This is a genomic window from Amnibacterium setariae (assembly GCF_003581425.1).
GTDB lineage: Bacteria > Actinomycetota > Actinomycetes > Actinomycetales > Microbacteriaceae > Amnibacterium > Amnibacterium setariae.
Genome location: NZ_QXTG01000001.1, coordinates 228,149 through 254,458, shown reverse-complemented (window position 1 = coordinate 254,458; position 26,310 = coordinate 228,149). Strand labels below are relative to the sequence as shown.

General features: G+C 74.3%; 33 protein-coding genes and 1 tRNA gene. 8 read left to right on the top strand and 26 right to left on the bottom strand.

The window, feature by feature from the left end; all coding sequences use genetic code 11:
• Positions 1 to 10: 10 nt before the first annotated feature.
• Genes D1781_RS01320 through D1781_RS17390 form a run of 5 tightly spaced genes read right to left on the bottom strand, consistent with a single transcriptional unit; the run spans position 11 to position 3,971 of the window.
• Positions 11 to 874, bottom strand: coding sequence for a prenyltransferase (locus tag D1781_RS01320; RefSeq protein ID WP_119480487.1), 864 nt, complete (start codon positions 872 to 874; stop codon positions 11 to 13).
• Positions 871 to 1,176: a lycopene cyclase domain-containing protein gene (locus D1781_RS01315; RefSeq protein ID WP_233550905.1), complete on the bottom strand. Its 306-nt coding sequence runs from the start codon at positions 1,174 to 1,176 to the stop codon at positions 871 to 873. Before D1781_RS01315 ends, D1781_RS01320 begins: the two co-directional genes overlap by 4 nt.
• Positions 1,173 to 1,505 (bottom strand): lycopene cyclase domain-containing protein, encoded by a 333-nt coding sequence (locus D1781_RS01310; protein ID WP_119480486.1) that lies wholly within the window; start codon positions 1,503 to 1,505, stop codon positions 1,173 to 1,175. Before D1781_RS01310 ends, D1781_RS01315 begins: the two co-directional genes overlap by 4 nt.
• Before the next feature lie 13 nt (positions 1,506 to 1,518).
• Positions 1,519 to 3,096, bottom strand: a complete 1,578-nt coding sequence (gene crtI / locus D1781_RS17395; RefSeq protein ID WP_158589954.1) for a phytoene desaturase family protein — start codon at positions 3,094 to 3,096, stop codon at positions 1,519 to 1,521.
• Positions 3,093 to 3,971 carry a phytoene/squalene synthase family protein gene (locus D1781_RS17390; RefSeq protein ID WP_158589953.1) on the bottom strand — a complete coding sequence of 293 codons (879 nt, stop codon included), beginning with the start codon at positions 3,969 to 3,971 and terminating at the stop codon, positions 3,093 to 3,095. Before D1781_RS17390 ends, crtI begins: the two co-directional genes overlap by 4 nt.
• Positions 3,972 to 4,086: 115 nt before the next feature.
• Here D1781_RS17390 and idi point away from each other — a divergent pair, with 115 nt between their 5' ends.
• Positions 4,087 to 4,617: an isopentenyl-diphosphate Delta-isomerase gene (gene idi / locus D1781_RS01300; protein WP_119480485.1), complete on the top strand. Its 531-nt coding sequence runs from the start codon at positions 4,087 to 4,089 to the stop codon at positions 4,615 to 4,617.
• Positions 4,618 to 4,629: 12 nt separating this feature from the next.
• Here idi and dcd read toward each other — a convergent pair whose 3' ends face one another.
• Entirely contained in the window at positions 4,630 to 5,235 is a 606-nt protein-coding gene (dcd, locus tag D1781_RS01295; protein WP_119480484.1) for a dCTP deaminase, read from the bottom strand.
• A 74-nt stretch (positions 5,236 to 5,309) separates the two neighbouring features.
• Here dcd and D1781_RS01290 point away from each other — a divergent pair.
• Positions 5,310 to 5,380 (top strand) — tRNA-Gly (locus D1781_RS01290).
• 51 nt (positions 5,381 to 5,431) lie between these two features.
• On the opposite strand, the gene D1781_RS01285 is transcribed toward D1781_RS01290, so the two are convergent.
• The gene (locus D1781_RS01285) at positions 5,432 to 5,950 is read right to left on the bottom strand and encodes a hypothetical protein (protein ID WP_119480483.1); all 519 of its coding nucleotides are present in this window, start codon (positions 5,948 to 5,950) and stop codon (positions 5,432 to 5,434) included.
• 91 nt (positions 5,951 to 6,041) lie between these two features.
• Positions 6,042 to 6,368 (bottom strand): DUF3467 domain-containing protein, encoded by a 327-nt coding sequence (locus D1781_RS01280; RefSeq protein ID WP_119480482.1) that lies wholly within the window; start codon positions 6,366 to 6,368, stop codon positions 6,042 to 6,044.
• Between the two features lie 35 nt (positions 6,369 to 6,403).
• On the opposite strand from D1781_RS01280, the gene D1781_RS01275 reads away from it, so the two are divergent.
• The 3 genes from D1781_RS01275 to D1781_RS01265 all read left to right on the top strand — a co-directional run bounded on the left by D1781_RS01275 (position 6,404) and on the right by D1781_RS01265 (position 7,885).
• On the top strand, positions 6,404 to 6,817 hold the full coding sequence (locus D1781_RS01275; protein WP_119480481.1) for an SRPBCC family protein: 414 nt from the start codon (positions 6,404 to 6,406) through the stop codon (positions 6,815 to 6,817).
• A 93-nt stretch (positions 6,818 to 6,910) separates the two neighbouring features.
• A complete protein-coding gene (locus D1781_RS01270) occupies positions 6,911 to 7,399 on the top strand; it encodes a DUF4383 domain-containing protein (RefSeq protein WP_233550904.1) in 489 nt (162 codons plus the stop codon).
• A 9-nt stretch (positions 7,400 to 7,408) separates the two neighbouring features.
• Positions 7,409 to 7,885 carry a hypothetical protein gene (locus D1781_RS01265; protein WP_119480480.1) on the top strand — a complete coding sequence of 159 codons (477 nt, stop codon included), beginning with the start codon at positions 7,409 to 7,411 and terminating at the stop codon, positions 7,883 to 7,885.
• Between the two features lie 10 nt (positions 7,886 to 7,895).
• Here the strand turns inward: D1781_RS01265 and D1781_RS18105 are convergent, their stop codons facing one another.
• The 13 genes from D1781_RS18105 to D1781_RS01200 all read right to left on the bottom strand — a co-directional run bounded on the left by D1781_RS18105 (position 7,896) and on the right by D1781_RS01200 (position 18,725).
• Positions 7,896 to 9,206 carry an ATP-dependent DNA helicase gene (locus D1781_RS18105; RefSeq protein ID WP_119480479.1) on the bottom strand — a complete coding sequence of 437 codons (1,311 nt, stop codon included), beginning with the start codon at positions 9,204 to 9,206 and terminating at the stop codon, positions 7,896 to 7,898.
• Positions 9,203 to 10,882 carry a cytochrome c oxidase assembly protein gene (locus D1781_RS01255; RefSeq protein ID WP_119480478.1) on the bottom strand — a complete coding sequence of 560 codons (1,680 nt, stop codon included), beginning with the start codon at positions 10,880 to 10,882 and terminating at the stop codon, positions 9,203 to 9,205. The genes D1781_RS18105 and D1781_RS01255 overlap by 4 nt, the downstream gene beginning before the upstream one ends.
• 107 nt (positions 10,883 to 10,989) lie before the next feature.
• Positions 10,990 to 11,274, bottom strand: a complete 285-nt coding sequence (locus D1781_RS01250) for an HU family DNA-binding protein (protein ID WP_119480477.1) — start codon at positions 11,272 to 11,274, stop codon at positions 10,990 to 10,992.
• 106 nt (positions 11,275 to 11,380) lie between these two features.
• On the bottom strand, positions 11,381 to 11,686 hold the full coding sequence (gene rpsN, locus D1781_RS01245; protein ID WP_119480476.1) for a 30S ribosomal protein S14: 306 nt from the start codon (positions 11,684 to 11,686) through the stop codon (positions 11,381 to 11,383).
• A gap of 2 nt (positions 11,687 to 11,688) precedes the next feature.
• On the bottom strand, positions 11,689 to 11,856 hold the full coding sequence (rpmG, locus tag D1781_RS01240; protein WP_119480475.1) for a 50S ribosomal protein L33: 168 nt from the start codon (positions 11,854 to 11,856) through the stop codon (positions 11,689 to 11,691).
• Positions 11,856 to 12,092: a 50S ribosomal protein L28 gene (rpmB, locus tag D1781_RS01235; RefSeq protein WP_119480474.1), complete on the bottom strand. Its 237-nt coding sequence runs from the start codon at positions 12,090 to 12,092 to the stop codon at positions 11,856 to 11,858. The genes rpmG and rpmB overlap by 1 nt, the downstream gene beginning before the upstream one ends.
• A 272-nt stretch (positions 12,093 to 12,364) precedes the next feature.
• Positions 12,365 to 12,748 (bottom strand): Fur family transcriptional regulator, encoded by a 384-nt coding sequence (locus tag D1781_RS01230; RefSeq protein ID WP_119481662.1) that lies wholly within the window; start codon positions 12,746 to 12,748, stop codon positions 12,365 to 12,367.
• Positions 12,745 to 13,584, bottom strand: coding sequence for a metal ABC transporter permease (locus D1781_RS01225; RefSeq protein ID WP_119480473.1), 840 nt, complete (start codon positions 13,582 to 13,584; stop codon positions 12,745 to 12,747). The genes D1781_RS01230 and D1781_RS01225 overlap by 4 nt, the downstream gene beginning before the upstream one ends.
• Entirely contained in the window at positions 13,581 to 14,375 is a 795-nt protein-coding gene (locus tag D1781_RS01220; RefSeq protein ID WP_119480472.1) for a metal ABC transporter ATP-binding protein, read from the bottom strand. Before D1781_RS01220 ends, D1781_RS01225 begins: the two co-directional genes overlap by 4 nt.
• The gene (locus tag D1781_RS01215) at positions 14,372 to 15,274 is read right to left on the bottom strand and encodes a metal ABC transporter solute-binding protein, Zn/Mn family (RefSeq protein WP_119480471.1); all 903 of its coding nucleotides are present in this window, start codon (positions 15,272 to 15,274) and stop codon (positions 14,372 to 14,374) included. The genes D1781_RS01220 and D1781_RS01215 overlap by 4 nt, the downstream gene beginning before the upstream one ends.
• 55 nt (positions 15,275 to 15,329) lie before the next feature.
• On the bottom strand, positions 15,330 to 16,631 hold the full coding sequence (locus tag D1781_RS01210) for a dihydrolipoamide acetyltransferase family protein (protein ID WP_119480470.1): 1,302 nt from the start codon (positions 16,629 to 16,631) through the stop codon (positions 15,330 to 15,332).
• A 7-nt stretch (positions 16,632 to 16,638) separates the two neighbouring features.
• Positions 16,639 to 17,604: an alpha-ketoacid dehydrogenase subunit beta gene (locus D1781_RS01205; protein ID WP_119481660.1), complete on the bottom strand. Its 966-nt coding sequence runs from the start codon at positions 17,602 to 17,604 to the stop codon at positions 16,639 to 16,641.
• A 5-nt stretch (positions 17,605 to 17,609) separates the two neighbouring features.
• Positions 17,610 to 18,725, bottom strand: coding sequence for a thiamine pyrophosphate-dependent dehydrogenase E1 component subunit alpha (locus D1781_RS01200; protein ID WP_233550903.1), 1,116 nt, complete (start codon positions 18,723 to 18,725; stop codon positions 17,610 to 17,612).
• A 225-nt stretch (positions 18,726 to 18,950) separates the two neighbouring features.
• On the opposite strand from D1781_RS01200, the gene D1781_RS01195 reads away from it, so the two are divergent.
• Entirely contained in the window at positions 18,951 to 19,370 is a 420-nt protein-coding gene (locus D1781_RS01195; RefSeq protein WP_119480469.1) for a phage holin family protein, read from the top strand.
• A gap of 75 nt (positions 19,371 to 19,445) precedes the next feature.
• Here the strand turns inward: D1781_RS01195 and D1781_RS01190 are convergent, their stop codons facing one another.
• On the bottom strand, positions 19,446 to 20,777 hold the full coding sequence (locus tag D1781_RS01190; protein WP_147392005.1) for an alpha/beta fold hydrolase: 1,332 nt from the start codon (positions 20,775 to 20,777) through the stop codon (positions 19,446 to 19,448).
• Positions 20,774 to 20,986 (bottom strand): hypothetical protein, encoded by a 213-nt coding sequence (locus D1781_RS01185; protein WP_119480467.1) that lies wholly within the window; start codon positions 20,984 to 20,986, stop codon positions 20,774 to 20,776. Before D1781_RS01185 ends, D1781_RS01190 begins: the two co-directional genes overlap by 4 nt.
• Before the next feature lie 113 nt (positions 20,987 to 21,099).
• On the opposite strand from D1781_RS01185, the gene purB reads away from it, so the two are divergent.
• Both purB and D1781_RS01175 read left to right on the top strand, forming a co-directional pair.
• Positions 21,100 to 22,482 (top strand): adenylosuccinate lyase, encoded by a 1,383-nt coding sequence (purB, locus tag D1781_RS01180; RefSeq protein WP_119480466.1) that lies wholly within the window; start codon positions 21,100 to 21,102, stop codon positions 22,480 to 22,482.
• A 104-nt stretch (positions 22,483 to 22,586) separates the two neighbouring features.
• Complete coding sequence (locus D1781_RS01175) at positions 22,587 to 23,792, top strand: GAF domain-containing protein (protein ID WP_119480465.1); 1,206 nt, start codon at positions 22,587 to 22,589, stop codon at positions 23,790 to 23,792.
• Between the two features lie 12 nt (positions 23,793 to 23,804).
• Here D1781_RS01175 and D1781_RS01170 read toward each other — a convergent pair whose 3' ends face one another.
• The 3 genes from D1781_RS01170 to dnaB all read right to left on the bottom strand — a co-directional run bounded on the left by D1781_RS01170 (position 23,805) and on the right by dnaB (position 26,159).
• Positions 23,805 to 24,080, bottom strand: coding sequence for a hypothetical protein (locus D1781_RS01170; RefSeq protein ID WP_119480464.1), 276 nt, complete (start codon positions 24,078 to 24,080; stop codon positions 23,805 to 23,807).
• Positions 24,077 to 24,637: a hypothetical protein gene (locus tag D1781_RS01165; RefSeq protein WP_119480463.1), complete on the bottom strand. Its 561-nt coding sequence runs from the start codon at positions 24,635 to 24,637 to the stop codon at positions 24,077 to 24,079. Before D1781_RS01165 ends, D1781_RS01170 begins: the two co-directional genes overlap by 4 nt.
• 142 nt (positions 24,638 to 24,779) lie before the next feature.
• Entirely contained in the window at positions 24,780 to 26,159 is a 1,380-nt protein-coding gene (dnaB, locus tag D1781_RS01160; protein ID WP_199706332.1) for a replicative DNA helicase, read from the bottom strand.
• Between the last annotated feature and the right edge of the window lie 151 nt (positions 26,160 to 26,310).

The window sequence follows — 26,310 nt, the reverse complement described above, 5'->3', positions numbered from 1 at the left end:
GTGTGCCCGGTCAGGCCCGCAGCGCGGCCGCGAGGATGGCCAGGATCGTCACGCAGAAGCCGACGCCGAAGTTGATCGCGAGGAAGCGGCGCCAACCCCGGTTCGCCCGCTCCGCGGTCGCGTCCGTGATCGTCGCGAACGGCAGCACCATCGCGAGGTACGGCAGCGCGAGCAGCCCGGCGAGCGCGGTCGGCCAGCCCGAGAGGGCCGCGAGCACGCCGGCGACCAGGTACAGCGCGGCGGCGCCCAGCACCGTCGGCCGCGCGCCGAGCACGGTCGCGACCGACCCGATGCCCGCCTCCCGGTCGGCCGGCACGTCCTGCACGGCCCCGAAGGCGTGGCTGGCCATCCCCCAGCCGAAGAACGCGGCGAGGAGGAGCAGGCTGCGGGCGTCGGGCGCCACCCCGGCGAGGGCGAGGCCGTAGACGGCGGGGCTCACGAAGTGCGTGCTCGACGTGATCGAGTCGAGCACCGGCCGCTCCTTGAACCGGAGCACGGGAGCGCTGTACGCGACGACGGCGAAGACGCTGATCGCGAGGACGACCCACGAGGCGGGCCCGCCGAGCAGCACCAGCGCGACGAGGAACGGCACGTTCGCCACGAGCGCGGCGAGCAGGGTCGGCCGGTGGTACCGGGGTGCGAGGACCGCGCCCTCGACGCCGCCCTTGCGCGGGTTGCGGAGGTCCGACTCGTAGTCGAAGACGTCGTTGATCCCGTACATCGCGAGGTTGTACGGGACGAGGAAGTAGACCGTGCCGACCACGAGCGCGAGCGGGTCGACCGGGCGCGCGAGCAGCAGGTAGGCGAGCGCGAACGGGTAGGCCGTGTTGATCCAGGACAGCGGCCGGGACGCCACGAACAGGTGCCGGATCACCGGGCCCGCCTCGGGCGGAGCAGCACCCAGAGCGCGGGCAGCGCGAGGGCGGCGACGATCGCGTACGAGAAGTCCTCCACGGGCGCGACGCCGAGGCGCACGCCGAGGATCCGGGACTCGTCGTACGCGACGATCCCGCTCCCCACGATCACGTTGTCGAACACCGCGGTGAGCGCGACGAGCGCGACGAGACCGGCAAGCGCCGCGAGCAGCACGCGGCGGCCGTGCAGGGCGAGCACCACGAGCGCGACGACGGACACGGGCACGGCGACGCCGGCCGCGAGCCACAGGTAGGTCGTCACCGCTCGGCGCCCCGCGCCCGCCGCGCGAGGGCGCGCTCCATGAGCGCGAAGGCCTCCATCGCCGACAGGCACAGCAGGATCAGGAAGAACAGCTCCTCGAGCGGCACGTCGCGCGCGAGGTCGAGCCCCACGAGGAGGGTGCTGCGCCCCTCGAAGAAGATCCCGAGCCCGACGCCGGCCACGTCCCACGCGAGGAAGCCGGCGACCCCGACGGCGAGGACGATCGCCGCCCGCAGGGGTGCGGCGCCGAGGAACAGCCTCCACCTGAGGTCGAGGGTCACGAGCCCGGCGATGGAGACGAGCAGGCCGACGAGGTAGAGCCCAGTCACGGGCGCGAGCCCGTCACGGGCGCACCAGGGGCTCGGGCAGCGGGCCGGCGGAGGTGTCGCCGCGCAGGCGCTTCACCACGAGCTCGGCGCTGATGAGGCACATCGGCAGCCCGATCCCGGGGATCGTCGAGCCGCCGGCGAAGAGCAGCCCGTCGACCTTCTTCGACACGTCGCCCGCGCGGAACAGCGCGGACTGCGCGAGCGTGTGCGCCGGCCCGAGCGCGGTGCCCTGCCAGGCGGCGAGGTCCTCCGCGAAGTCGGCCGGGCCGATCGTGCGGCGCACCTCGACGCGGTCCCGGAGGTCGTCGACGCCGGTCCAGCGCGCGATCTGGTCGATCGCCCGGTCCGCGATCGCCTCGACGCCGGGGTCGCCCGCGCCGTCGACCCCGCCGTGCCCGATGGCGGTGTCCGCGGTCACGGGGACGAGGACGAAGAGGTTCTCGCGGCCCTCGGGCGCGACGTCGTCGGTGGCGCTCGGGCGGCACACGTAGAGGGAGAGCTCGTCCGGCAGCGGCGGAGCGGGCCGGCGCTTCGGCATGACGGCGGCGAAGTTGGTCCGCCAGTCCTCGGTGAAGAGCAGCGTGTGGTGGAGCAGCTCGGGCAGCTCGCCGCGGACGCCGAGCAGCGCGAGCACCGCGGACGGCCCCGGGGTGCGCTTCGCCCACCAGCGGGCGCCGTAGGTGCGCAGGGCGGGCGGCAGCAGCGTGCGCTCCGCCGCCTCGAGGTCCATCGTGCTCACGACGACGTCCGCGGGCAGGACCTCCCCGGACGCCGTGCGCACGCCGGTCACGCGCGGTCGCCCGCCCGCGGTGCCCTCGGTGAGGATGCGCGCGGCGGGCGCGCCGGTGCGGATCTCGACGCCGCGGGCCTCCGCCTGCCGGCGCACGGCGTCGATGACCGCGCTGATGCCGCCCTTGGGGTAGAGCACGCCGCCTTCGAGGTCGAGCGTGCTCATCAGGTGGTACATGCCGGGCGTCGAGTACGGCGAGCTGCCGAGGAACACCGCGGGGTACTGCAGGATCTGCGCGAGCCGCGGGTCGTGGAACCGGCGCGTGACGTAGCGGTGCAGCGACTCGGTGAGCATCGGCACGAGCTTCGGCAGCCCGCGGACGACGTCGCGCACGAGGAGCGGCCGCAGGTCCTGGAACGTCGTGTAGAGGAAGTGGCGCTTCGCGGTCTCGTAGACCCAGCGGGCGGAGTCGAGGTAGCGGTCGAGCACCCGCCCGGCACCGGGCTCGAGCCGTTCGGCGAGCGCGAGGTTCGCCTCGCGCGACGCCGCGATGTCGACGACCTCCGCCCCCTCGCCGTCCTTCGGCTCGAACACGACGCGGTAGCCCGGGTCGAGCTGCTGCAGCTCCAGCTCCGCGTCCGCGCTCGACCCGAGCAGCTTGAAGAAGTGGTCGAAGACCTCGGGCATGAGGTACCAGGAGGGGCCGGTCTCGAAGCGGTAGTCGCCGGTCCGCCACTCCCCCGCACGGCCCCCGACGGCGTCGCGGGCCTCGAGCAGCACGACCTCGTGCCCCTCCTCCGCGAGCAGGGCGGCCGCGGCGAGACCGGAGATCCCGCCGCCGATGACGACCGCGCGGCTCATCGCCGCCTCGGCAGCCGGCCGGCGACGGCGAGCGCCGCGAGGCGCGCCTTCGCGGGGTCGGGCACGCGGATGCGCGTGGTGCGGAGGGTCTCCGCCGGGGTCGCGCGGATGCGGTCGGCCAGCTCGGCGAACAGCCCGTGGGCGAGCGCGACCGCGCGGCGCGGCCCCGGTTCGAGCAGCGGCAGCGCCGCGGCGGCGGCCGCGAGGTCCTCGTCGATGTCGGCCAGGAGCCGCTCCTTCGTCGCCTCGTCGATGCGGGTCACGTCGACCCCCGGGAAGTAGGCGCGGCCGAGCCCGTCGGCGTCCGCCGCCAGGTCGCGCAGGAAGTTCACCTTCTGGAACGCGGCGCCGAGCCGTCGGGCGCCGCGCTCGAGCACGTCGAGCTGCTCGGACGTCCGAACGGGGCCGGCGGCGACGAAGGCGCGGAGGCACATCAGGCCGACCACCTCGGCCGATCCGTCGACGTACTCCGCGAAGGAGGCGTCGGTGTGGGAGGTGCGCTGCAGGTCCATCCGCATCGACGTGAAGAAGGGGGTGACGATCTCCCGCTCGATCCCGACGGCCCGGGCGGAGGAGGCGAACGCGTGCACGACGAGGTTCGTCGAGTACCCGGTCGCCATCGCCCGGTAGGTGTCCGCCTCGAGCTCGTCGAGCGCCTCGGCGATGCGGTCCGCCGTCACGCCGGCGGCCTCGGCGACGCCGTCGACGACCTCGTCGGCGAGGCGGACGAGTGCGTAGACGTTGCGGATGTGCGCCCGCGTCGGCGCCGGCAGCAGCCGCACGGCAAGGCCGAACGACGTGGAGTACTCCCCGATCACCACGGCGGAGGACCGGGCGGCGGCGCGGTCGTAGCGCTCGAGCGGACCGACGGCCATCAGGCGCGGCCCGCGCCCGGGACGGTCCGGGCACGCCCTAGGCTGCTGCCCGGCCGACGCCCCCGAACGGGGGCGTCTGAGTTGGGCACGAGGGCAAGGGTACAGCGCGACGAACATGACGGATCCCGACGAGCTCGTGGTGCTCCTGGACGACGACGGCACGCCGATCGGCACTGCTCCGAAGGCCACCGTGCACACGGAGGAGACCCCCCTCCACCTCGCCTTCAGCTGCCACCTGCGCGATCCGGAGGGCCGGCTGCTGGTCACCCGGCGCGCGCTCTCCAAGCGGACGTGGCCCGGGGTCTGGACGAACTCGTTCTGCGGCCACCCCGCCCCCGGCGAGGACATGGAGGGCGCGATCGCCCGCCGCGCGAACGACGAGCTCGGCGTGACGGTCACGGACCTGCGGCTCGTGCTGCCCGGCTTCCGCTACCGCGCGGTCGACGCGAGCGGGATCGTCGAGAACGAGATCTGCCCCGTCTACGAGGCCGTGACCCTCGATCCCGTGCAGCCGGACCCCGACGAGGTCGCGGAGCACCGCTGGATCGACGGCGGCGACCTCGAGGTCGCGGTGAGCATGGCGCCGTGGGCGTTCAGCCCGTGGTTGAACCTGCAGCTCGTCGAGCTCGCGAGCGCCCGGGCCTGAGCCCGGCCGGATTCACGTCCGGGCGGCGCCGGCGTCCGCGGCGCTCACGTCCGCCTTCGTGAAGTTCAGGTACGACCTCGACGCGGTCGGACCGCGCTGCCCCTGGTACCGGGAGGCGTACTCCCCCGAGCCGTAGGGCTTCTCCGCGGGCGAGCTGAGGCGGAAGAAGCAGAGCTGCCCGATCTTCATGCCCGGCCAGAGCTTGATCGGCAGCGTCGCCACGTTGCTCAGCTCGAGGGTGATGTGGCCCGTGAAGCCCGGGTCGACGAAGCCCGCCGTGGAGTGGGTGAGCAGCCCCAGCCGGCCGAGCGAGCTCTTGCCCTCGAGCCGGGCGGCGATGTCGTCGGGCAGCGTGACGGCCTCGTACGTCGCCCCGAGCACGAACTCCCCCGGGTGCAGGATGAACGGCTGGTCCGGCTTGGTCTCGACGAGCCGCGTCAGCTCGGGCTGGTGCTCCGCGGGGTCGATCACCGCGTACTTGTGGTTGTCGAACAGGCGGAACGAGCGGTCCAGCCGCACGTCGAAGCTCGACGGCTGCAGCAGGCCGGGCTCGTAGGGGTCCAGCACCACCCGTCCCGACGAGAGCTCGGCGGCGATGTCCCGATCCGACAGCAGCACGCGTCGAACCTACCGGGGGCCGCGCGCGCCGCGCAGCCGTTGCTACACTCGCCGGGCGCGGTCCGCCGCGCGTCGCGGGCGTAGTTCAATGGCAGAACTCCAGCTTCCCAAGCTGGTAGCGCGGGTTCGATTCCCGTCGCCCGCTCCGACTCGAAGCGCCCCGGTCCGCGGACCGGGGCGCTTCGTCGTCCCGGCCTCAGCCCGCTCGGACCACGCGCGCCGTGTAGGCGGTCTCGGAGGTGAAGGCGAGGTCGATCCGCACGGGGCCGATGCCCGCCGCCTGTCCGGTGCAGACCAGCGTCGTGCCCGTGCGAGGAGCGGGCGAGGTCGGGCACGCCACGTCGGTCAGGGTCGTGCCCTGCTGCGCCATCCCTCGCACGATCCCGGACTCGAGGCCCTGGTGCGCCGCCGCGGCGCCGAGGAAGCCGATGAGGAACCCGACGACGACCGCGAGCACGATCAGGACGATGCCCGCGATGCCGGTCGCGATGCCGGCGATCGCCCGTCCCCGCAGCGCGGTGCCGGCACGGAGGGCCCTCCGGCCGGAGACGATGCCGATGATCGACGCGATCAGCAGCGGGTTCACGACGAGGGAGACGATGCCGGCGACCATCGCGGTCGTCGCCGTGCGGTCGGCGTCGGTCCCGGGGCGCTTCGCGTCCCAGCCGGGCGGCGGCGGGTCGATGCGGACGGGACGGGCGGTGCTGACGGTCACGGCGCTCCTCGGTCGGGCGAGCGGGTACCCGTCGATGGTGGGCTCCCGCGGCGCCGACGCCCAGACCCCGGACCAGGGGTCGCGGCGGTCCCTACCGGTGGGGGAGCCAGGACTCGGGCGGCTCCGAGCGGCCGGTCTCCTCGAGCCACTGGTCCGCCTGCTGCTGCAGCGCCGCGATCAGCTGGAACACCTGCTCGGCCGGCACGCGCACCCGGGCCGCGACCCGGGCGGGCATGGCGCCGACGACGTCCCCGTCCTCGTCGAGCTGCTGCTGCGGCCCGGGCGAGGTGAGGGAGAGGAAGTCGAGCACGAACGTGTTCGGCGTGTGCCAGATGCCGGCGAAGTCGGCGAAGGAGCCGACCTCCTGCTTCGGCGGCACGGTCACGGCGATGGGGGGCGCCCCGGCCTCATCGGTCATGGCCCCACGCTAGGGCCCGCTGCCGGCATGGGCGCATGGCGGACGCCCGGCACGACGAGTCCACCGTCCGGATCGCGGTGGAGGCACCGCCGCCGCGGGTGCTGGCGGCGTTCGTCGAGCCGGAGCGGCGCCGCCGGTGGATCCGCATGCCCGGCTCGGGCGCGCGCTACGAGGACGACGTCCGGGTCGGCGGCACCGATGTCGCGACCAGGACGTTCCGGCTGCCGACGGGGGACCAGCGGCTCGAGAACCGCACGACCCACCTCCTCGTCTCCGAGCGGCGGCTGGTCCACGCCGTCGCGGCGCTCGTCGACGACGCGACCGAGGTGCGCTGGACCGAGCAGGTGTCCTTCCTCGTCCCGTCCGAGCGTCCGGAGGACGACCTCGCGCACGTGCGCGGCGGCACCCGACTCCGCCTGAACGGGCTCGCGGCGGCCGTCGCGCCCTGAGCCCTCCCCCGACCGCGGAGTGGCGAACTCTCGGCGACGCCTGCCATCGTTGAGGCGCCGCCGCGGGCGGTGAGAATCGAGGAGGCACCCGTCGTGCAGATCAACCAGATCAACCCCGGAACCGCGTTCCACCGATCCCCGAACCGGATCATCGCGACGCTGTTCGGCGCGGTCTACGTGCTGGTCGGCCTGCTCGGCTTCTTCTGGGTCAACGGCGTCCCGTTCGCGGGACCGGGCGACGGCTCGAACGCGATCCTCGGGATCTTCGAGGTGAACCCGCTGCACAACATCGCGCACCTGCTGATCGGTTCCGCGCTGCTCATCGCCGGAGCCGGGACGGCCGCCTCGGCGCGCGCCGCGAACAGCACGGTCGGCGCCCTCTACCTGCTGCTCGGCATCGTCGGCTTCTTCCTCACGGCGCCCGACGGCGGCCGCTCGCCGATCAACTTCCTGTCGCTCAACGTGCCGGACCACATCCTCCACCTCGCCTCGGCGCTGCTGCTGCTCGCGACCGGCCTCGGCGCCGACCGCGGCGCGACCCGCGCCCGGGAGCAGCCGGAGCCGGAGCCGCTGCACGTCTGATCGGCCCCCGTGCGCACCTGGCCGGGGCTGGCCGCGATCGGCGCCGGCCTGATCCACCTCGGGAGCGCGTCCGGCGCCCCGATCGCCGTGCTCGTCCCGCTCTCCGCGGTCGGTGCGGCGGAGGTCCTCTTCGGGATCCTCGCCCTGGCGCGGGACGAGCCGCCGGCCGCGCGGATCGGCACCGGGGCCCTCGCCGTCGTGCTCGTGCTGTCCGTCGTGGCCCTGCTGCTGCCCGGATCGGCCGCCCGTCACGGCTCGGTCGTCGACCTCGGCGTCCCCGCGATCGCGTTCGCCGGCGCCGCGGTCCTCGACCTGGTGCTCGGCGTCCTCCTCGCGCTGCAGGCCGCGGGCCTGCGCCGACCGGCGGGCGGCGGACCCGTGCGGTTCCTCCTGGCCGCCGCGCTGGGCGCCGGCGTCGTCGCCGTGGTCACCACGCAGAGCCTCGCGGCGACGTCGGTGGGCGGCTCGATGCCGATGATGCACTGACCCCCGGGTTTCACGCCTCCGGGGCCGCGGCGGCCGCCGCTGCCCGACGCCGCTCCTCGACCCAGCGCCGCACGTCCGGGTCGACGATGACGTCGCCGGGGATCAGCGGACGGTTCAGGTAGAGCCCGTCGAGGGTCGTCAGGCGGCTCAGCGCGACGTAGGTCTGGCCGGGCGAGAACGCCTTGCGCCCGAGATCGATGCGCGCCGCCTCGAGCGTCGCGCCCTGCGCCTTGTGGATCGTGACCGCCCAGCCGAGCCGGACGGGCAGCTGGCGGAACTGCGCGACGACCTCGCGCTGCAGCTCGCCGCCGTCGGGGGAGACGGTGTAGCGGTGCCGCTCCCAGGTGACCGGCTCGACCTCGTGCCGCACGCCGTTCAGCTCGACGAGGAGCCCGCCGCGACCGAGCTCTGCGACGGTGCCCATGGACCCGTTCACCCATCGACCGTCGGCGTCGTTGCGCAGCATCATGACGTGGGCGCCGACCTTGAGCCGCAGCTCCTCGTCCGCGGGGAACGTGCGGCCGCCGAAGTCGCCGTCGACCTCCGCCAGCGCGGTCGCCTCGCGCCCGGGCAGGTCGGCCAGCGCGCGGCGGTTGATGGTCGCCACCGCGGCGTTCGTGCTGGCGAGGGTGAGCGGGGGATCGGCGGGCAGCGGTCGTGCGCCGACCTCGTTGAGGCGCTGCGCCATCTCGCGCGTAACGGCGCCGTGGCGGACCGCGGTCAGCAGCCGGCGGAACTCCTCGTCCTGCTGCCGGTGGATCAGGTCGAGGTGGAGGGTCCGCAGCCCGATCGCGTCCCACACGTGCGCGTCGAAGAACCAGAGCGACCGGTACATCTCCGCGTACCAGACCCGCTCCTCCGCGCCGCCCGGCACCGGCGCGAGCTGGAAGGGGTCGCCGAACAGCACGACGCGGACGCCGCCGAACGGGTCCGGCCGCCCCCGCGCCTCGCGCAGCGCCCGGTCGATGCCGTCCATGAGGTCGGCGCTGACCATGGAGATCTCGTCGACGATCAGCACGTCGAGCGCCTGCAGCAGCCGCCGCAGCTCCCGGTCCTGGTACAGGCGGGAGTTGCCGATCAGGCCGACCGGCAGCCGGAGGAAGGAGTGGATCGTCTGGCCGCCCACGTTCAGCGCCGCGACGCCGGTCGGAGCGACGACCGCGGTCTTGCGCTGTTCCACGGCGACGAGCCGGTGGAGCACCGTCGACTTGCCGGTGCCCGCCCGGCCGGTCACGAGCAGGGGCGTCGGGTCGTCCCCGGCGACGGCGTCCAGCACCGCCTGCTGCGCCGGGGTGAGCGCGACCTCGAGGGCGGCGTTCACGCGGTCGCCCCCGCCGTGGTCGCGGTCCGCGACGGAGCGGCCGGAACGCTCGAGCGGCGCTCCCGGCGCACGAGGAGCAGCAGCGGGAGGAGCGCCAGGACCGCGACGACCAGCAGGCCGGCGCGCTGGTCGACCCGCGCGTCCGTGCCCCAGCCGACCGCGCCGAACCAGTCCGCCAGCAGCAGGCCGCCGGAGGAGGCGGCCCAGAGGGCGGTCACGACGCCCGCGGCGACCACGACCGAGGCCCCGACGAGGGCCTGGCGCCGAGGGCCGCTGCGGACCGCGTGCGCGAGGAGCGCCCCGGTCAGCAGGCACTGCAGCACCGACCACTCGGTGCCGACGGGATCGGCGACCGTCCACCGCAGCACCGGCGGGACGACGAGTAGGAGCAGGCCGCCGACCGCGACCAACGCGGCCGGCACCGGCGGCACGGCACGGCCCGGGCGGGCGTCCACGCGTCGCACGGGTGCGCCGACGACGAGGAGGGCGGGGACCACGACGACCAGGGCGACGTGCTGCACCAGCCAGGCGCTCGTGAGGAGCGGTGCGTAGACCGCCGGGGAGCCGCAGGTCAGCCAGACGAGCAGGAGGACGCCCGCCGCCCAGGCGGCGACGCGGAGCCGGGGCCAGGGCGTCGGGCTGCGGCGGACGACCGCCGCGCCGACGACCAGCGCCACCGCGATGGTCAGCCACAGCGGGTCCGGCGACCACGCGGTGAGCAGCCGCGCCGGATCGAGCGGGGCCGGCAGGGGTGACCCCGTGAGGATCTCGGCGGGCGTCGAGCGACCCGCGGGCGACCCGGCAGGACGGAGCACCGTGCTCGCGGCGGAGAGGCCGACCACGGCGCCGAGGAGCACGCCGGCGGTGCGCGGCAGCGACGGACCGGAGCGGACGAGCGCGCCGCCGGCGCACCCGAGGGCGAGCAGCAGGAGGACGACCCGGAGCGCCAGCAGCGGCGTCGTGCCGCCCGCGGGCGCCAGCGCGGCGACGGCGAGCGACGTCGCCGTCGCGGCCGCACCGAGCGCCGCCCAGCCCGCGACCGCTCGGCGTCCGGGTCTGCGACGTCCGGTCGCGGCGACGGCATCGAGCCCGATCCACAGGGCGGTCGCGACGAGCCGCACCAGCTCGGTGCCGATCACGACGCGCGCCGCGGTCAGCGACGAGCCGGGCGCGGGGCTCTGGACGACGATCGGCAGCACGACGAGCACCGCCGCGACGAGGGCGATGCGGGCGCCGGCCGCGGACCGCGCGCCGACGAGCAGCGCGGTCAGGACTGCGGCGCCGACGGCGGAGGCGAGCCAGGCGCGGCCGACCGGCACCTCGCCGACGAAGGCGACGAGACCGGGGCCGAAGGAGGGCGACGAGGGATCGGGCGCCTGCGTGAGGAAGAGCAGGAACGCCGTGCCCGCGGCCGCGACGGCCCACAGGGCCGCGGCGACCGCCGCGGCGTCGAGCAGCCGGGCCCGACGCGCGGCGGGGATCGCGGTCGTGGCGAGGAGGACCGGGGCGAGCACGCCCGCGACGGCGAGCTCCAGCACGGCGCGCAGCACCACGCGGGCGATGGGGAGGTCCCCGGTGCCGGCGACCGCGGACGCGGCCAGCACCGCGGTCGCGAGGGCCGTCGCGGCGATCACCGCGGGCCAGACGACGCGGGCGGCGGGGCGTGCGAGGACCATCCCGTTCAGGGTAGGCGGGCCGAGCGCGGCGCGCGGTCGCCCGGGAACGCGAACGGCGCCCGCCCTCCCGGAAGGAGGAGCGGGCGCCGCCCGGTCAGGAGGTCGTCCTACTTGACGGCCGCCTTGAGCTTGCTGCCGGCGCTGATCTTCACCGACTTGCTCGCGGCGATCTCGATCGGCTCGCCCGTCTGCGGGTTGCGGCCCGTGCGGGCGGCGCGCGAGGTCTGCTCCACGGCGAGCCAGCCCGGGATCGTCACCTTGGTGCCGTCGGCGACGGACTTCGCGAGCTGCGAGAACAGCGCGTCGAGGACACCGTTGACGGTGCTCTGCGACTGGTTGCTCTCGGCCGCGACGGCCTGCACGAGCTCGGTGCGGTTCAGGGTGTCTGCCATGTGCGTCGTTCTCCTCGAGTCGGACGGTCGGGCCGCTCGACGGCGGCGGGTGGGCGGGTCGAAGTCCCGTGGTGATCCGGCGTGTCGGCCGGAACCACGCGGAAACCTACCAGGAAGACTTCGTGATCCCGGGGAGTTCGCCGCGATGCGCCATCTCGCGGAAGCGGACGCGCGAGATCCCGAACTTGGAGAGGTTGCCGCGGGGGCGACCGTCGACGGCGTCGCGGTTGCGGAGCCGGACCGGCGACGCGTCGCGCGGCAGCTTCTGCAGCGCGACCCGGGCCTCCTCGCGGGACTCGTCGGTGCCGTTCGGGTCCACGAGCTGCTTCTTCAGCTCGAGCCGCTTGGTGCGGTACCGCTCGACGACGATCGCGCGCTGGTCGTTCTTCGCGATCTTGCTCTTCTTGGCCATGCTTAGCGCTCCTCGCGGAAGTCGACGTGCTTGCGGACCACCGGGTCGTACTTCTTGAGCACGATGCGGTCGGGGTTGTTGCGGCGGTTCTTGCGGGTCACGTACGTGTACCCGGTCCCGGCGGTCGACTTCAGCTTGATGATCGGCCGGACGTCCTGCTGGCGGGCCATCAGATCTTCTCCCCGCGGGCGATGATGCTCGCCACGACGCTCTCGATGCCGCGGGCGTCGATGACCTTCATGCCCTTGGCCGAGACGGTCAGCGTGACGTTCCGCTTGAGGGACGGCACGTAGTACGTCTTCTTCTGGATGTTGACGTCGAACCGGCGACGGTTGCGCCGGTGCGAGTGCGAGATGGTGTTGCCGAAGCCGGGGCCGGCTCCGGTCACCTGGCAGACTGCTGCCACGATTCCTCCTCGGTACCGTGCACACGCTTCAGCGTGCGCACCCAAGATCACTTGTCTGCGGGACCCCCGGGTGCGGAGGCCCCACTGCCGCGACGCGGCCGGTCGGAGAGCCTAGCAGAGCCGGAGCCGTGCCCTTCCGCCGCGAGGTCCGGCGGTCGCAGGACGGCGTCGGGGAGTGCGTTCCCGGGCCCCCGCCGACCACGTGCAACACGAGGACACGTGAATCGCCGAGGTTCGAACACCTGATTGCGTTTCAGAGGGCGATCGACCCCTCAGCGGCGCGCGCAGGCCTCGCAAGTTCCGAACACGTCGACGACGTGCTGGGGGTCGCGGAAGCCGTGCTGCGCGGCCACGCCAGCGGCCCACGACTCGATGTCGTCCGCCTCGATCTCCACCGTCCGCCCGCAGGAGCGGCAGATCAGATGGTGGTGGTGCCCGGCGGAGACGCAGGCGCGGTAGAGGCTCTCGCCCTCGGCCTGCAGCGAGTCCGCGTCGCCCTCCTCGGCCAGGTCGGCGAGGGCCCGGTAGACGGTGGCGAGACCGATGGGGGAGCCGCCCTCGCGGAGCGCGGCGTGCAGCGTCTGGGCGCTGACGAAGTCGTCGCGGGACGCGAGCGCCTCCTGCACCGCCGTGCGCTGCCAGGTGCGCCGCTTCATGCGGCCGAGCGTACGCGCGAGGCCCTGCCGCTCCCGACGATCCGGCACACCGCGTAGATGAGGAACGAGATGGTCGTGACGAACGGGCTGATCGGGATCGCCGAGCCGAGGGCGATCAGGATGCCGCCGACCACCGCGACGGTCGCGAACAGCATCGAGAGCAGGCTGACGGCGAGCGGGCCGGACGCGACCCGCAGGGCTGCGGCGGCCGGGGTCACGAGCAGCGCGAGCACGAGCAGCGCGCCGACGGTCTGCACGGCGACGGAGACGGTCAGCGCCAGCAGCACCATGAAGAGCATCGACAGCCCCCTGGTCGGCACGCCCCGCGCGATCGCCACGTCCTCGTCGACGCTCGCGAACAGCAGCGGGCGCCAGACGAGCAGCAGCGTGACCAGCACGACGAGGGAGACCGCGATCAGCACGAGCACCTGCGGGCCGTCGACGGACACGACCTGACCGGTGAGCAGCCCGAACCGGTTCGCGGACCGGCCGGGGTAGAGGGCGAGGAAGAGGATCCCGAGCCCGAGGCCGAACGGCATGAGCACGCCGATGACGGAGTTCCGTTCCCGCGCCCGGGCGCCGAGGAGCCCGATGAGCAGCGCCGCGACGACCGAGCCGACGACGGAGCCCGCGACGACGTCGGCGCCGAGCAGCAGCGCGCCTGCCGCGCCGGCGAAGGAGAGCTCGCTGATCCCGTGGACGGCGAAGGGCAGGTCCCGCGCCATCACGAAGAACCCCACGAGGCCGCCGACGATCCCGAGCAGCGCCCCGGCGATCAGCGAGTTCGTCACGAGCCCGAGCAGGGCGCCGTAGTCGCTGAAGTCGAAGAGGGTCACGGCGCCGTCTCCACGTGCACGTCCGCGGGGTGGCCGGCGCCCACGACCACGATGCGGTCGTGCACCCGCACGACGTCGACGTGCGTCCGGTAGAGCTCGCTCAGCACGGGCGACGTGAGCACCTCCTCCGGGGCGCCGATGCGCACGCGGCCGTCGACGAGGTAGACGACGCGGTCGACGTGCTCGAGCACGGGGTTCACATCGTGGGTGACGAAGAGCACGGCCGTGCCGTGCTCGCGCCGGCGGCGGTCGATCAGCTCGCTCACGGCCGCCTGGTTCGCGAGGTCGAGGGAGATGAGGGGCTCGTCGCACAGCAGGAGCGCCGGTTCGGCCGCGACCGCCTGGCCCACCCGGAGCCGCTGCTGCTCGCCGCCGGACAGGCGCCACGCGGCCCGGCCCGCGAAGGCGCCGGCCCCGACCTCGTCGACGAGGCGACCGATGCGCTCCCGGTCCGCCCTGCGGCGGAAGGGCGGTCCGAAGCGGCCCCCGTCGACGCCGAAGCCGACGAGGTCCGCGCCGCGCACCGGGGTCGACGAGTCGAGGAGGCGCTGCTGCGGGATGTAGCCGATGCGGCGGTCGCCGCGCGCAGGCGGGCGGCCGAGCACCCGGAGGGAGCCGGCCGACAGGCGCTGGATCCCGAGCACCGCCTTCAGCAGGGTCGTCTTGCCCGACCCGTTCGGGCCGAGGACGGCGACGAACTCCCCCGGTTCCACCGCGAGGTCGAGGTCCTGCCAGAGCGTCCTGCCGCCGAAGGCGAGCCGGGCACCCTCCAGCTCGAGCACGGGCGTCATCGGGAGAGCCCCGTCCGGAACGCCTCGAGGTCGTGCTGCATCCACCGCAGGTAGTCCTGGCCGTCCGGCAGGGTCTCGCGCACGCCGACGACGGGGACGCCCTCGCGCTTCGCCGCCGCGAGCACCTGCTCGGTCGTCGGTCCCGTCGTCTGCTCGTTGTAGGCGAGGACGGCGACCCGGTGCTCGCTGAACAGCGCGAGCTGCTCCTTCAGCACGGCGGGCGCCACGTCGTCGCCCTCCTCGATCGCCTCGCTGAAGGCGGGAGGCGTGCGGTTCACGAGCCCCAGCGCGTCGGTCAGGTACAGCGGCACGGGTTCGGTGATCGCGACGCCCTCCCCTTTCGCGGTCCGCTCGATCGACGCCGCCGTCGCCTCGAGCTCCGCGAGCGAGGCGCGGAAGGCCTTCAACCTCGAGCGGAAGGTCGAGGCACGAGCCGGATCCACCTTCGTCAGCTCCTCCGCGACCGTCCCGGCGACCTCCGACACCGCGGGGAAGTCGTACCAGAGGTGCTCGTTGAACTCGCCGCCGGCGGGGTGCCGGTCGAGCCCCGAGGCGTCGGCCGCGTCGACGACCTCCGTCGACGACGGCGCGTTCTTCAGCAGCTGCGACAGGAAGTCGTCGTACCCGCCGCCGTTCACGACGACGAGCTGCGCCCGCGAGACCGCCAGCTGGTCGCGCGGGTCCGCCTGGTACTCGTGCGGGTCGCGGTCCGGGTCGGTGATGATCGAGTCCACCGAGACCGCGGAGCCGCCCACCTGGCGCACCACGTCGCCCCAGACGTCGGTCGACGCGACGACGCGGATCCTGCCGCCGCTCGCCGCACCGGCGTCCACCTCGGCGGCGGAGCATCCCGCGAGCACGAGGACCGGCGCGAGCACGAGGGGGAGCAGTCGCTTCACCCTCGCAGGCTAGGCGCTAACGACAATCATTCTCAAGTCGAGCAGCCGGAGCGGCTCAGTCGAGCAGGAGCGCCGGCTCCTCCACGACCGCCGCGACGTCCGCCAGGAAGCGGCTCGCGACGTCGCCGTCGACGATGCGGTGGTCGAAGCTGGCGCCGATCGTCGTCACGTACCGCGGCACGACCTCGCCGTCCACCACCCACGGCTTCTGCCGGATGGTGCCGAGCGCCACGATCGCCACCTCGCCCGGGTTCAGGATCGGCGTACCGGTGTCCATGCCGAAGCTGCCGAGGTTCGTGATGGTGATCGTGCCCTGCGCCATGTCGGCGGGGGTGGTCTTGCCGTCGCGCGCGGTGATGACCAGCTGCTCGAGCGCGCCCGCGAGGTTCCGCATGGACAGCGACTGCGCGTCCTTCACGTTCGGCACGATGAGCCCGCGCGGCGTCGCGGCGGCGATCCCGAGGTTCACGTAGTGGTGGACCACGATCTCCGCGTCGGTCCACGTCGAGTTGACCGTGGGGTTCCGGCGCACCGCCCAGATCACGGCCTTCGCCATGACGAGCAGCGGCGAGATCTTCACCGAGGAGAAGTCGGGCGACGCCTTCAGCCGCTTGACGTACTCCATGGTGCGGGTGGCGTCGACGTCGACGAACACGCTCACGTGGGGCGCGGTGAACGCGCTCTTCACCATCGCGCTCGCGATCGCCTTGCGCACGCCCTTGACCGGGATGCGCTCCTCGCGGCTGTCCGGCCATGCCGGCGTCTCGACGTTGCGGAACACGCTCTCCTGCTGCTTCGTGCGCAGCACGTCGTCGCGGGTCACCTCGCCGGAGGGGCCGCTCGGGGCGACCCGCGCGAGGTCGACGCCGAGGTCCTTCGCGAGCTTGCGGATCGGCGGCTTCACCGGCGCCGCGACCTGCGGCCTGGGCGGCACCGGGCTGGAGACGGGCCCCCGCCGCTGACCGCGACGGCTCTTGGCGTGCGCGTCGACGCCGTAGCCGACGAGGACCGCGCCGGAGCCCTCCTCCACCTGCTCGGCGGGCTCGCGCACCTGCACCTCGACGGGCGACGCGGCCTGGGCCGGGGTCTGCAGCGGCGCGGCGAGCTGCTCGGCGGCGCCGGACGCGACCGCGACGATCGGCGTGCCGACCGCGACCGTGTCGCCCTCCGCGACGAGCAGCTCGGCCACGGTCCCCGCGTAGGGCGACGGCAGCTCGACCAGGGACTTCGCCGTCTCGATCTCGACGATGACCTGGTTCACCTCCACCTCGTCGCCGGGGCCGACCTTCCAGGAGACGATCTCCGCCTCCGTGAGGCCCTCGCCGACGTCGGGCAGGGCGAAGTGGGACGTGGTCACGGGTCTCCTAGTACGCGAAGGCGCGGTCGACGGCTTCCAGGACACGGTCGGCGTCGGGCAGGTGGAGCTTCTCGAGTCTCGCAGCCGGGAACGGGATGTCGAAGCCCGTCACGCGGAGCACGGGGGCCTCGAGCGAGTAGAAGGCGCGCTCCGTGAGCTGCGCCGCGATCTCGGCCCCCATGCCGAGGAAGCCGGAGGCCTCGTGGGCGACGATCGCGCGCCCGGTCTTCTCGACGCTCGCGACGATCGGGTCCCAGTCGACGGGGGAGAGCGAGCGCACGTCGACGACCTCGAGGCTGCGTCCCTCCTCGGCGGCGACGCCGGCCGCGGCGAGCAGCACGCTGACCATCGGGCCGTACCCGATGAGCGTCGCGTCGGTGCCCGCGCGGACCACGCGCGAGTCGTGCAGGCCGACGGCGGGCGCGTCGAGGTCGACCTCGCCCTTCGGCCAGTAGCGGCCCTTCGGCTCGAAGAACATCACGGGGTCGTTCGACGCGACGGCCTGCTGGATCATCCAGTAGGCGTCGTTCGGCGTGGACGGGCTCACGACCCGCAGGCCCGCCGTGTGGGCGAACAGCGTCTCGGGGCTCTCCTGGTGGTGCTCGACGGCGCCGATGTGGCCGCCGTAGGGCACGCGGATGACGACGGGCATCGCCTGCGCGCCGCGGTGCCGGTTCGTGATCTTGGCGAGCTGCGAGGTGATCTGGTCGAAGCCCGGGTAGATGAAGCCGTCGAACTGGATCTCGCAGATCGGCCGGTAGCCGCGCATCGCGAGGCCGATCGCCGTGCCGACGATGCCGGACTCGGCGAGCGGGGTGTCGAGCACGCGCTTCGGCCCGAACTCCGTCTTCAGCCCCTCCGTCACGCGGAAGACGCCGCCGAGCGTGCCCACGTCCTCCCCCATCAGGAGGACCTTCGGGTCGTCGGCCATGGCCTTCTTGAGGCCCGCGTTCAGCGCGCGGACCATCGGCATCGTCGTCACTGCTCGCTCCCGTAGGACGCCTCGTAGTCCCGGAGCCAGGCGTGCTGCGCCTCCGTCACGGGGTGCGGGTCCGTGTACACGAACTCGAACATCTCGCTCATGGGCGGGTCCGGCATCTCGATCGTCCGGCGGCGGACGTCCGCGGCGAGGTCGGCGCCCTCCGCGTCGATCGACTCGAAGACCTCCGCGCCCACGCCCTCGCCCTCGAGGTGCCGGCGGAGGCGCAGCAGCGGGTCGCGCCCGCTCCACCACTCGAGCTCCTCCTGCGTGCGGTACTTCGTCGGGTCGTCGGAGGACGAGTGGCCGCCGATCCGGTACGTGAGCGCCTCGATGAGCGCGGGCCCGCGGCCGGCGCGCGCGTCGTCGAGCAGCGCGGCCGTCACGGCGTAGGAGGCGAGCACGTCGTTGCCGTCCAGCCGCACCCCCGGCAGGCCGAACCCGGTGGCGCGCTGCGCGAGCGGGACCCGGGACTGCCGCTCCACCGGGACCGAGATGGCCCAGTGGTTGTTCTGGATGAAGAAGACCTGCGGCGTCTGGTAGCTCGCCGCGAACACGAGCGCCTCGTTCGAGTCGCCCTGGGAGGTGGCGCCGTCGCCGAAGTAGACGATGACCGCCTCGTCGCGCTCGGGGTCCCCCGTCGCGGTCGTGCCGTCGAACTGCACGCCCATCGCGTAGCCGGTCGCGTGCAGCGTCTGGGAACCGATCACGAGGCAGTACTGGTGGAAGTTGCCGTTGGCGGCCGGGTCCCACGCGCCGTGCACGGTGCCCCGGTACATGCGGATGATCTCGATCGGGTCGAGGCCGCGGATCATGCCGACGGCGTGCTCCCGGTAGGCCGGGAACACCGAGTCCTGGGGACGGGTGGCCCGGGCGGAGCCGACCTGCGCGGCCTCCTGCCCGTAGCTCGGCACCCAGAGGGCGAGGTGCCCCTGCCGCTGGAGGTTCGCCGCACCGACGTCGAACGCGCGCGTCCGGACCATGTCCCGGAGGAACCCGACGCGCTCGTCGAGCGTCAGCGCGAGCGCGCGGTCGGCGTACTGCTCCGCGGCCGGCGACGGCCGGAAGGCGCCGTGCTCGTCGAGCACGCTCACGGTCTCGGAGGCTTCCGCCACCTGCGCTCCTCACGTGGTGCTGCAGCGCCGCCGCGACAGGGCGGGCCCTGGGCCGAGCGGCCCGGCGATCACTGTATCCGTGGACAGTACCGAGCCAGCGGAGCCCCACCGCTGGAGGATGTCCACAAAGCGGACCCGGATCTCATGCACGACAGCGACGAGAGCGAGGCGGCTGCAGCGGAACGGCGTCCGCGGTGCACGGGTCCCGGCTGCCATAGTGGTCGAATGCGCCGGTTCGTCGTGCGGGCCATCGTGAACGCGATCGCCCTGTGGCTCACGACGCTGCTCTTCTCGGCCCTGGGCCAGGGGGACGGCGTCCGCGTGGTGCCCTACCGCGCCGACGACCCGGTCGCGTCCGTGCTGACCTACCTGCTCCTCGGCCTCATCTTCGGGCTCGTGAACGGCGTGCTGGGCACCGCCATCCGCATCGTCGCATTCCCGCTCTACCTCCTCACGCTCGGCCTGATCTCGCTGGTCGTGAACGGCCTGCTGTTCCTGCTGGTCGCCTGGATCAGCGGGGCGATCGGGTTCGGCCTCGTCGTCGACGGCTTCTGGTGGGGCGTCCTCGGGGCCCTGGTCCTCGGGATCATCGGCTGGGTCGTGGGGCTGATCCTGCGGCCGCTGTCGGGCCGGGACCCGGACTGACGCGCCGCGCCCGCCACCGGGTCGCGACGCCGGGCGCTCCGGAGAGGAACGGCTCGATGCGGGAGCGGAAGGCCGTCACGCGCGCATCGCCCGACGCCTCGGCCGCGGCGGTCGTGCGCCGGTAGGCGCCCAGGTCGTGCGCCGGTAGGCGCCCAGGTCGTGCGCCGGGAACGCGGCGGTCGCCGGCGAGGTCGGCACGCCGAAGCCGCCGTCCGGCAGCGACCGGCGGACCACGAGCCGCCGCAGCCCGGCCGAGCCGGAGGCCGGGACGCCGCCGAGCACCGGCACGAGGTCCTCGTCGTGCTCGACCGCGAGGACGGGCACGTCGTCCGGGAGCACCATCTGCCCGGTCGGGCCCCCGAACCCGACGACGCCGCCGATCCGGTAGCCGCCGTCCTGCGCGACGCGCACGGCGTCGAGCGCGCCCTGGGAGTGCCCGACCAGCAGCACCGGGTCCTCCGGCCCCACCCCCGCCTCCGCCATCGCCTGCAGCACCGCGCGCTCCGAGTCGCTCGGGCGGTGCGCGACCCCGAGCACGTCGGACGCGAGGTCGAAGGGCTCGTCGCCGCTGTCCCGCGCGAAGGTCACGGTGCCCGCGATGTAGACGATCCATCGCGCACCGTCCGGGCCGTCGTACCGCTCGATGCGAACCTGCCCCGCGGGCTCGCCGCCGTCGGGCAGCCGGTCGGCCAGCTCGGCGACGCTCGCGGGCGGCCGGGCGGCGGTCCGCCGCGTGCACGTGATTGTCAGGGCCGCTCCGGCGGGGTGCAGCACCAGCGCGGCGAGGACCGCGGCGATGCGCTCGCTGCCGATCGGCGCGGCGGGGTCGTCCTCGAGCAGGTCCTGGGGGCGCTCGAGCACCAGGGCGCCCCGGATCCCGTCGTCGAGCGAGCCGATCACGAGGGCGGCGGCGCGCCGCAGGACCGGGTCCGACTGCGGCGCGAGCCGGCCGGTCTCGAGCGTGCGCTGCGCGGTCCGGAGCACGACGAGGGTCGCGGCGATCCCGACCAGCCCGACGGCGACGAAGCCGGTGCCGATCGGGCCGAGCACCGGCAGCAGCGTGCGCAGCAGCCCGCCCGTGGCCGCGGCGGCGCCGGCCGCGACGACGCGCTGGCCGTCCTGCACGAGGTGCTCGACGGCTCCGTAGCGCTCGGCGGCCACGCGCAGCCCCGACTCCGCCCGTTCCGCGAGGTCGACGGCGCGGCGGAGGAGGCCGACCGCCTCCTCGACCCTCGACCGGGCCGCGGGCGCCGCGGGCGCGCAGCCCGCGCCCTGCGCGGCCGCCGATCGGAGGCCGTCGACCGCGACGGCGAGCGCCCTCGCCGCCTGGAGCATCGCGTCCGTGTCGATCGCGATCGCTCCGCCGCCGCCGACGGAGGGCCCCGGCGCGTCCACGGCTCCGCTCATGCCGCGGCCCTGGCCGCGGCGAGCGCCGTCGCGACCGTGCCGAGGAGCCCGGACAGCTCGTGGACCGCCGCCGCGTACTCGAGCGCGGTGAGCGACTGCCATCCGGGCAGCAGCGGGGACGGCAGGCGCACGGCGGCGACGAGCCCTTCGAGCCGCGCGAGCTCGGCGGCGTCGGCGGGGTCCTGGGCGGGAGCGGCGGCGGGGAGCACGCAGGGATCCTGCGCCCCGCCCCGCCCCGTCGGACGGGCCTGCGGGGGATCCGGGCTGGGGAGGGAGGGACGGCCGCTCGGGACCGGAAGAATGGAGGGGACAAGGAGGCCCGATGACCGACCAGGCCGACCAGCCGCTCTCCCCGCTCGACGGGCGCTACCGCGCCGCGACCGCCCCCCTCGCCGCGCACCTCTCCGAGGCCGGGCTCAACCGCGCCCGTGTGCGGGTGGAGGTCGAGTGGCTGCTCGCGCTCACCGACGCGGGCGTGGCCGGCACCGCGCCGCTCCCCGAGGAGCAGCGCGAGGCCCTGCGCGCGGTCGTCCGGGACTTCGGCCCCGCCGACGTCGAGCGGCTCGCGGCCCACGAGGCGGTCACCCGGCACGACGTGAAGGCGGTCGAGTACTACCTCCGCGACCGGCTCGCCGAGCTCGGCCTGGAGCGGCTGTCGGAGCTGGTCCACTTCGCCTGCACCAGCGAGGACATCAACAACCTCGCGGTCGCCACCACCGTGCGCACCGCCGTGCAGGAGGTGTGGGTGCCCGCGCTCGACGCGGTGGTCGAGCGCCTCCGGGGGCTCGCGCTCCGCTGGGCCGACGCGCCGATGCTCGCCCGCACGCACGGGCAGCCGGCGACGCCGACGACCATGGGCAAGGAGCTCGCGGTGTTCGTGCACCGCCTCCAGCGGCTCCGCGAGCGGGTGCTCGAGGTCGAGGTGCTCGGCAAGGCCAACGGGGCGAGCGGCGACTTCGCCGCGCACGTCGCGGCGGCTCCCGAGGTCGACTGGCAGGCCCTGACCCGGCGGTTCGTGGAGGGCCTCGACCTCGTGTGGAACCCCCTCACGACGCAGATCGAGTCGCACGACTGGCAGGTCGAGCTCTACGGGCGGATCGAGCACGTCGGCGGCGTGCTGCACAACCTCTGCACCGACGTCTGGATGTACATCGCCGAGGGCTACCTGATCCAGGTGCCGCAGGCGGGCGCCACGGGCAGCTCGACCATGCCCCACAAGGTGAACCCGATCCGCTTCGAGAACGCGGAGGCGAACCTCGAGCTCGCGGAGGGCGTGCTCGGCACCCTGCGCCGCACGCTCGTGACGTCGCGCTGGCAGCGGGACCTCACGGACTCGACGACCCAGCGCAACATCGGCGTCGGGCTCGGCCACGGCCTCGTCGCGCTCGACAACATCGCGCGGGGGCTGCAGGAGATCGAGCTCGACCGGCAGCGGCTGCTCGACGACCTCGACGCGAACCAGGAGGTGCTCGGCGAGGCGGTGCAGACGGTGGTCCGGGCGGAGATCGTCGCCGGGCGCAGCGCCGCGACCAACCCGTACGAGCTCGTCAAGGCGCTCACCCGAGGCCGCCGGGTGACCGCGGAGCGGATGCGGGAGTTCGTCGGGGAGCTCGACCTGGACCCCGCGGCCGCGTCGCGGCTCGCGGCTCTGACGCCTGCGACGTACACGGGTCTGGCCGAGGAGCTCGTCGACCACGTCCGCTGAGTCGTGACGCATCCCGTGCACGGCCCGCGGGGGCGGGCTGCACGGGAGGTTCCCCGTGCACTGGGGGCCGCGTGAACCGATCGGGTCAAGCCAGGCTGGTCCCCGTGAACCACCTCCCTCCGTCCGCCTCCCGCACCCGCTCGGCAGCGCCGGTGACGACGGCGGCCCGCGCGCGGCGCGGCGGGGGCATCCGCGTGGGCGGGTCCTCGTGGACGCGGTCCTGGAGCGACGGCGCGCTGCGCCTGCTCCTCGTCGGCGACGGTCTCGCGTTCTCCTCCCGGCACGCCCGCCGCCGGCTCGCGCCGGCCGCGGAGCTCGCGCGGAGCGTGCGGGCGATCACGGGCGTCGACTGCGCGGTGCAGCACACCCCGTCGACGCACGAGGCCGCCGCCCTCGTCGACCTGCCGGAGCCGGCGACCCCGTTCTCCGCGGCGATCGTCGCCGTGGGCACCGAGGACGCGCTGCGGCTCACCCCCGTGGCCGAGTGGGGCGCCCGGCTCGTCGACCTGCTGAACGCCGTGCAGGCGATGCTCCCGGAGGGCGCGCCCGTGCTGCTCGTGGGCGTCGGCGACGTGCACGTCCCGGACCGCGTGCGGTCGCTGAGCGCGCCGGCCCTCCGGCACGCGCAGCGCCTCGACCGGGTCGCCCGGCGACTCGCCTCCCTCCGGCCCGGCGTCGTGCACCTGGCCGCGCCCCGGCTCGGCAGCCTCGCCGGTCGACGACCGACCGGGGAGCTCGTGTCGGCGTTCGCGCTGCCGCTCGCCGCGGCGCTCGCGTCGGCGCTCCGCGACGCCGGCGTCGCGCGGACCGGCGTCCTCGAGGACCGCTTCGACCGCGACGAGGTGCGCGGCGTCGTGGAGGCCGCCGACGAGTCGGACCGCTTCGCGATCCAGGTGCTCGTCGAGCGCACCGCGGCCGAGTTCGGCGTGCCCGAGGCCCTGGTCTCGCTGTTCGACGGCGAGCGGCGCTGGCGCGTCACGAGCACCGGGCTGGAGCGCGTCGAGGCGGAACGGGCCTTGACGTGCTGCGAGACCGTCGTCGCCACGGGCGAGGAGCTGGTCGTGGAGGACGCGGGCGCCGACCCGCGCTTCATCGAGCGCGCCTACCTGCACCTGGCGGGCGCCGAGTTCTACGCGGGCGTCCCGCTGCACGGGGAGGACGGCACCGCGATCGGGGCGCTCTGCCTGCTCGACCGCGGGCCGCGCGACGCGGACTCCGTGGACCTGGATCGTCTGCGGGAGCGCGCCCACGCGGTCGAGGCGATCGTCATCGGCACGGCGGGACGCCGCGAGACGCTGCCGGTCGGCTGAGGGCGGCGCCCGTCAGCCGCGGCGCGAGCGCCGGGAGCGTCGAGGCGCCTTCTCCCGCTCGAGGACCGGCCGCTCCTCCCCCTCGGGAGGCGTCGGGTCACCGGCCGCCAGCGCGAGCATGGCGAGCACCAGCAGCGCCGCGATGAACGCGACGCCCGCGAGCACGCCCGCGACCTCGATCGACCGGCTGCCCACGAGGGCGATGACCCCGGCGAACGCGCCGAGGACCGCCGCCATCGCCACGAGCTCGAGCGGCTTGAGGCGCTCCCGCAGGGACGGCCGGGTCACGCGCGCACGCCCCGGCGACGGAGGTTGACCGCGGAGATGCCGAGGTAGACCGCGACGAGCGCGCCCCAGGCGGAGAGCACGCCGACGGCGAAGAGCGCGTCGGGGTTGAGCACGACGAGCAGCACGCCGACGAGCACCTGCAGCCCGCCGACGACGACCGCGTCGCCGCTCAGCTCGGCGCGCTCGGCGCGCAGCAGTCCGCCGACGATCTCGAGCGCGCCGAGCGCGAGGAAGACGAGCGCCTCGAGCGGACGCAGGAGGTCGAGCCCCGCGCCGGAGCCCGCGAGGGCGACGACGCCACCGGCCAGCGACACCAGGGCGCGCACCAGGACGAGCCCGCGCCCGGCGCGGGTGCGCGCGAGCCCGGGGCTGCAGGCCGCCAGGACGACCGCCTGCAGGACCAGGTAGCCGCCGAGCACGATCAGCCCGAAGGCCGCCGGAGCGCCGTGGTCGAGCGCGAACGTCACGACCGCCGCGAGGACCGCCGCCGCGACGGCCCGTGCGGCCACCGCCGTCGGGATCGCCGGCCGCGGCCGGTCTCCTCGGATCGTCGTCACGTCAGGTCCCTCTCCTGCACCGCGCCCCGCGTCGCCGACGGGCGGGAAGGGGAGGCACGGCTCGCCGCGGACCGGAGCCGGCCGCGGACCCGGCTCGCGTTCTACAAGCCGTAGGACAAGCGTACGGCCGCCCGCTGCGCGTTCAGACCGCGGCGATGTCCGCGAACCGGGAGTACCGGCCGTGGAACGCCACCGTGATCGTGTCGGTGGGGCCGGCGCGGTGCTTCGCCACGATCAGGTCCGCGTCGGGGTTCGGCTGGTCACGGTCGTAGGCGCTCTCGCGGTGCAGCAGGATCACGATGTCCGCGTCCTGCTCGATCGAGCCGGACTCGCGCAGGTCGGAGATCGCCGGCCGCTTGTCGGCGCGCTGCTCGGACCCGCGGTTCAGCTGCGAGAGCGCGATGACCGGCACGCCCAGCTCCTTCGCGAGCAGCTTCAGCGCTCGCGAGAACTCGCTGATCTCCTGCTGCCGGCTCTCGACGCGCTTCCCGCTCGACATCAGCTGCAGGTAGTCGATGACGATGAGCTTCAGCCCGACCTTCTGCTTGAGCCGGCGGCACTTGGCCCGGATCTCGACCAGGGTCATGTTCGGGCTGTCGTCGATGTACAGGGGGGCGTCGTTGATGCGGCCGCGCGTCGCGGCGATCTTCGTCCAGTCGTCGGTGCTGAGCCGCCCCTTGCGCATGTCCTGCATGGAGATGGTCGCCTCGGCGGCCATGAGCCGCATGGCGATCTCGCTGCGCCCCATCTCGAGCGAGAAGAAGATCGTCGGCATGTTCGCCTTGACGCTCGCGTGCCGGGCGAAGTCGAGCGCGAGCGTCGACTTCCCCATCGCGGGTCGAGCGCCGATGATGATCATCTGGCCCGGGTGCAGCCCGTTCGTGAGCTCGTCGAGGCCTTTGAAGCCGGTGGGGACGCCCGTCAGCTCGCCGTCCCGGCCGGTCGCCGCCTCCATCTCGTCGATGGCGATCGTGACCGCCTCCGACAGGGGCGCGTAGTCCTCGGTCGCCGACTCGCGGGCGATGGCGAAGACCTCGGCCTGGGCCTGGTTCAGCAGGTCCATCGCGTCGCCCTCGGCCGCGTAGCCCATCTGCGCGATGTGCGTGCCGGCCTCGGTCAGCCGTCGCAGCACGGCCTGCTCGGCGACGATCTGCGCGTAGTAGCCCGCGTTCGCCGCGGTGGGGACGATGTTCGTGAGGGTGTGGAGGTACGCCTCGCCGCCCGCGCGCTGCACGTCGCCCGTGCGGGCGAGCTCGTCGCCGACGGTGATCGCGTCGGTCGGCTCACCGCGGGAGTAGAGGCTCAGGATCGCCTGGAAGATGACCTCGTGCTTCGGCACGTAGAAGTCCGCGCCGACGACGACCTCGAGCACGTCCGCGACGGCGTCCGTCGACAGCAGCATGCCGCCGAGCGCGCTCTGCTCCGCCAGCAGGTTGTGCGGCGGGGTGCGCTCCTTGCGGGTGCTCTGCTCGTCCCACGGCCCGCTCTCGGGCGCAGCGGTGTCCCAATCGGTCATCGACATGCCGGTCCGCTCCTCCTCCCGCACGTGCGCCCGGGGATCCACTCCGCCGCCCCGCGCACTCCCTGTGGTCTAGCACCGGGCCCGGACACGCCCTGCGCCGCGCCGGTCAGGAGACCGTACGCGAGGGCCTGTGCACGGCCTTGTGGACGAC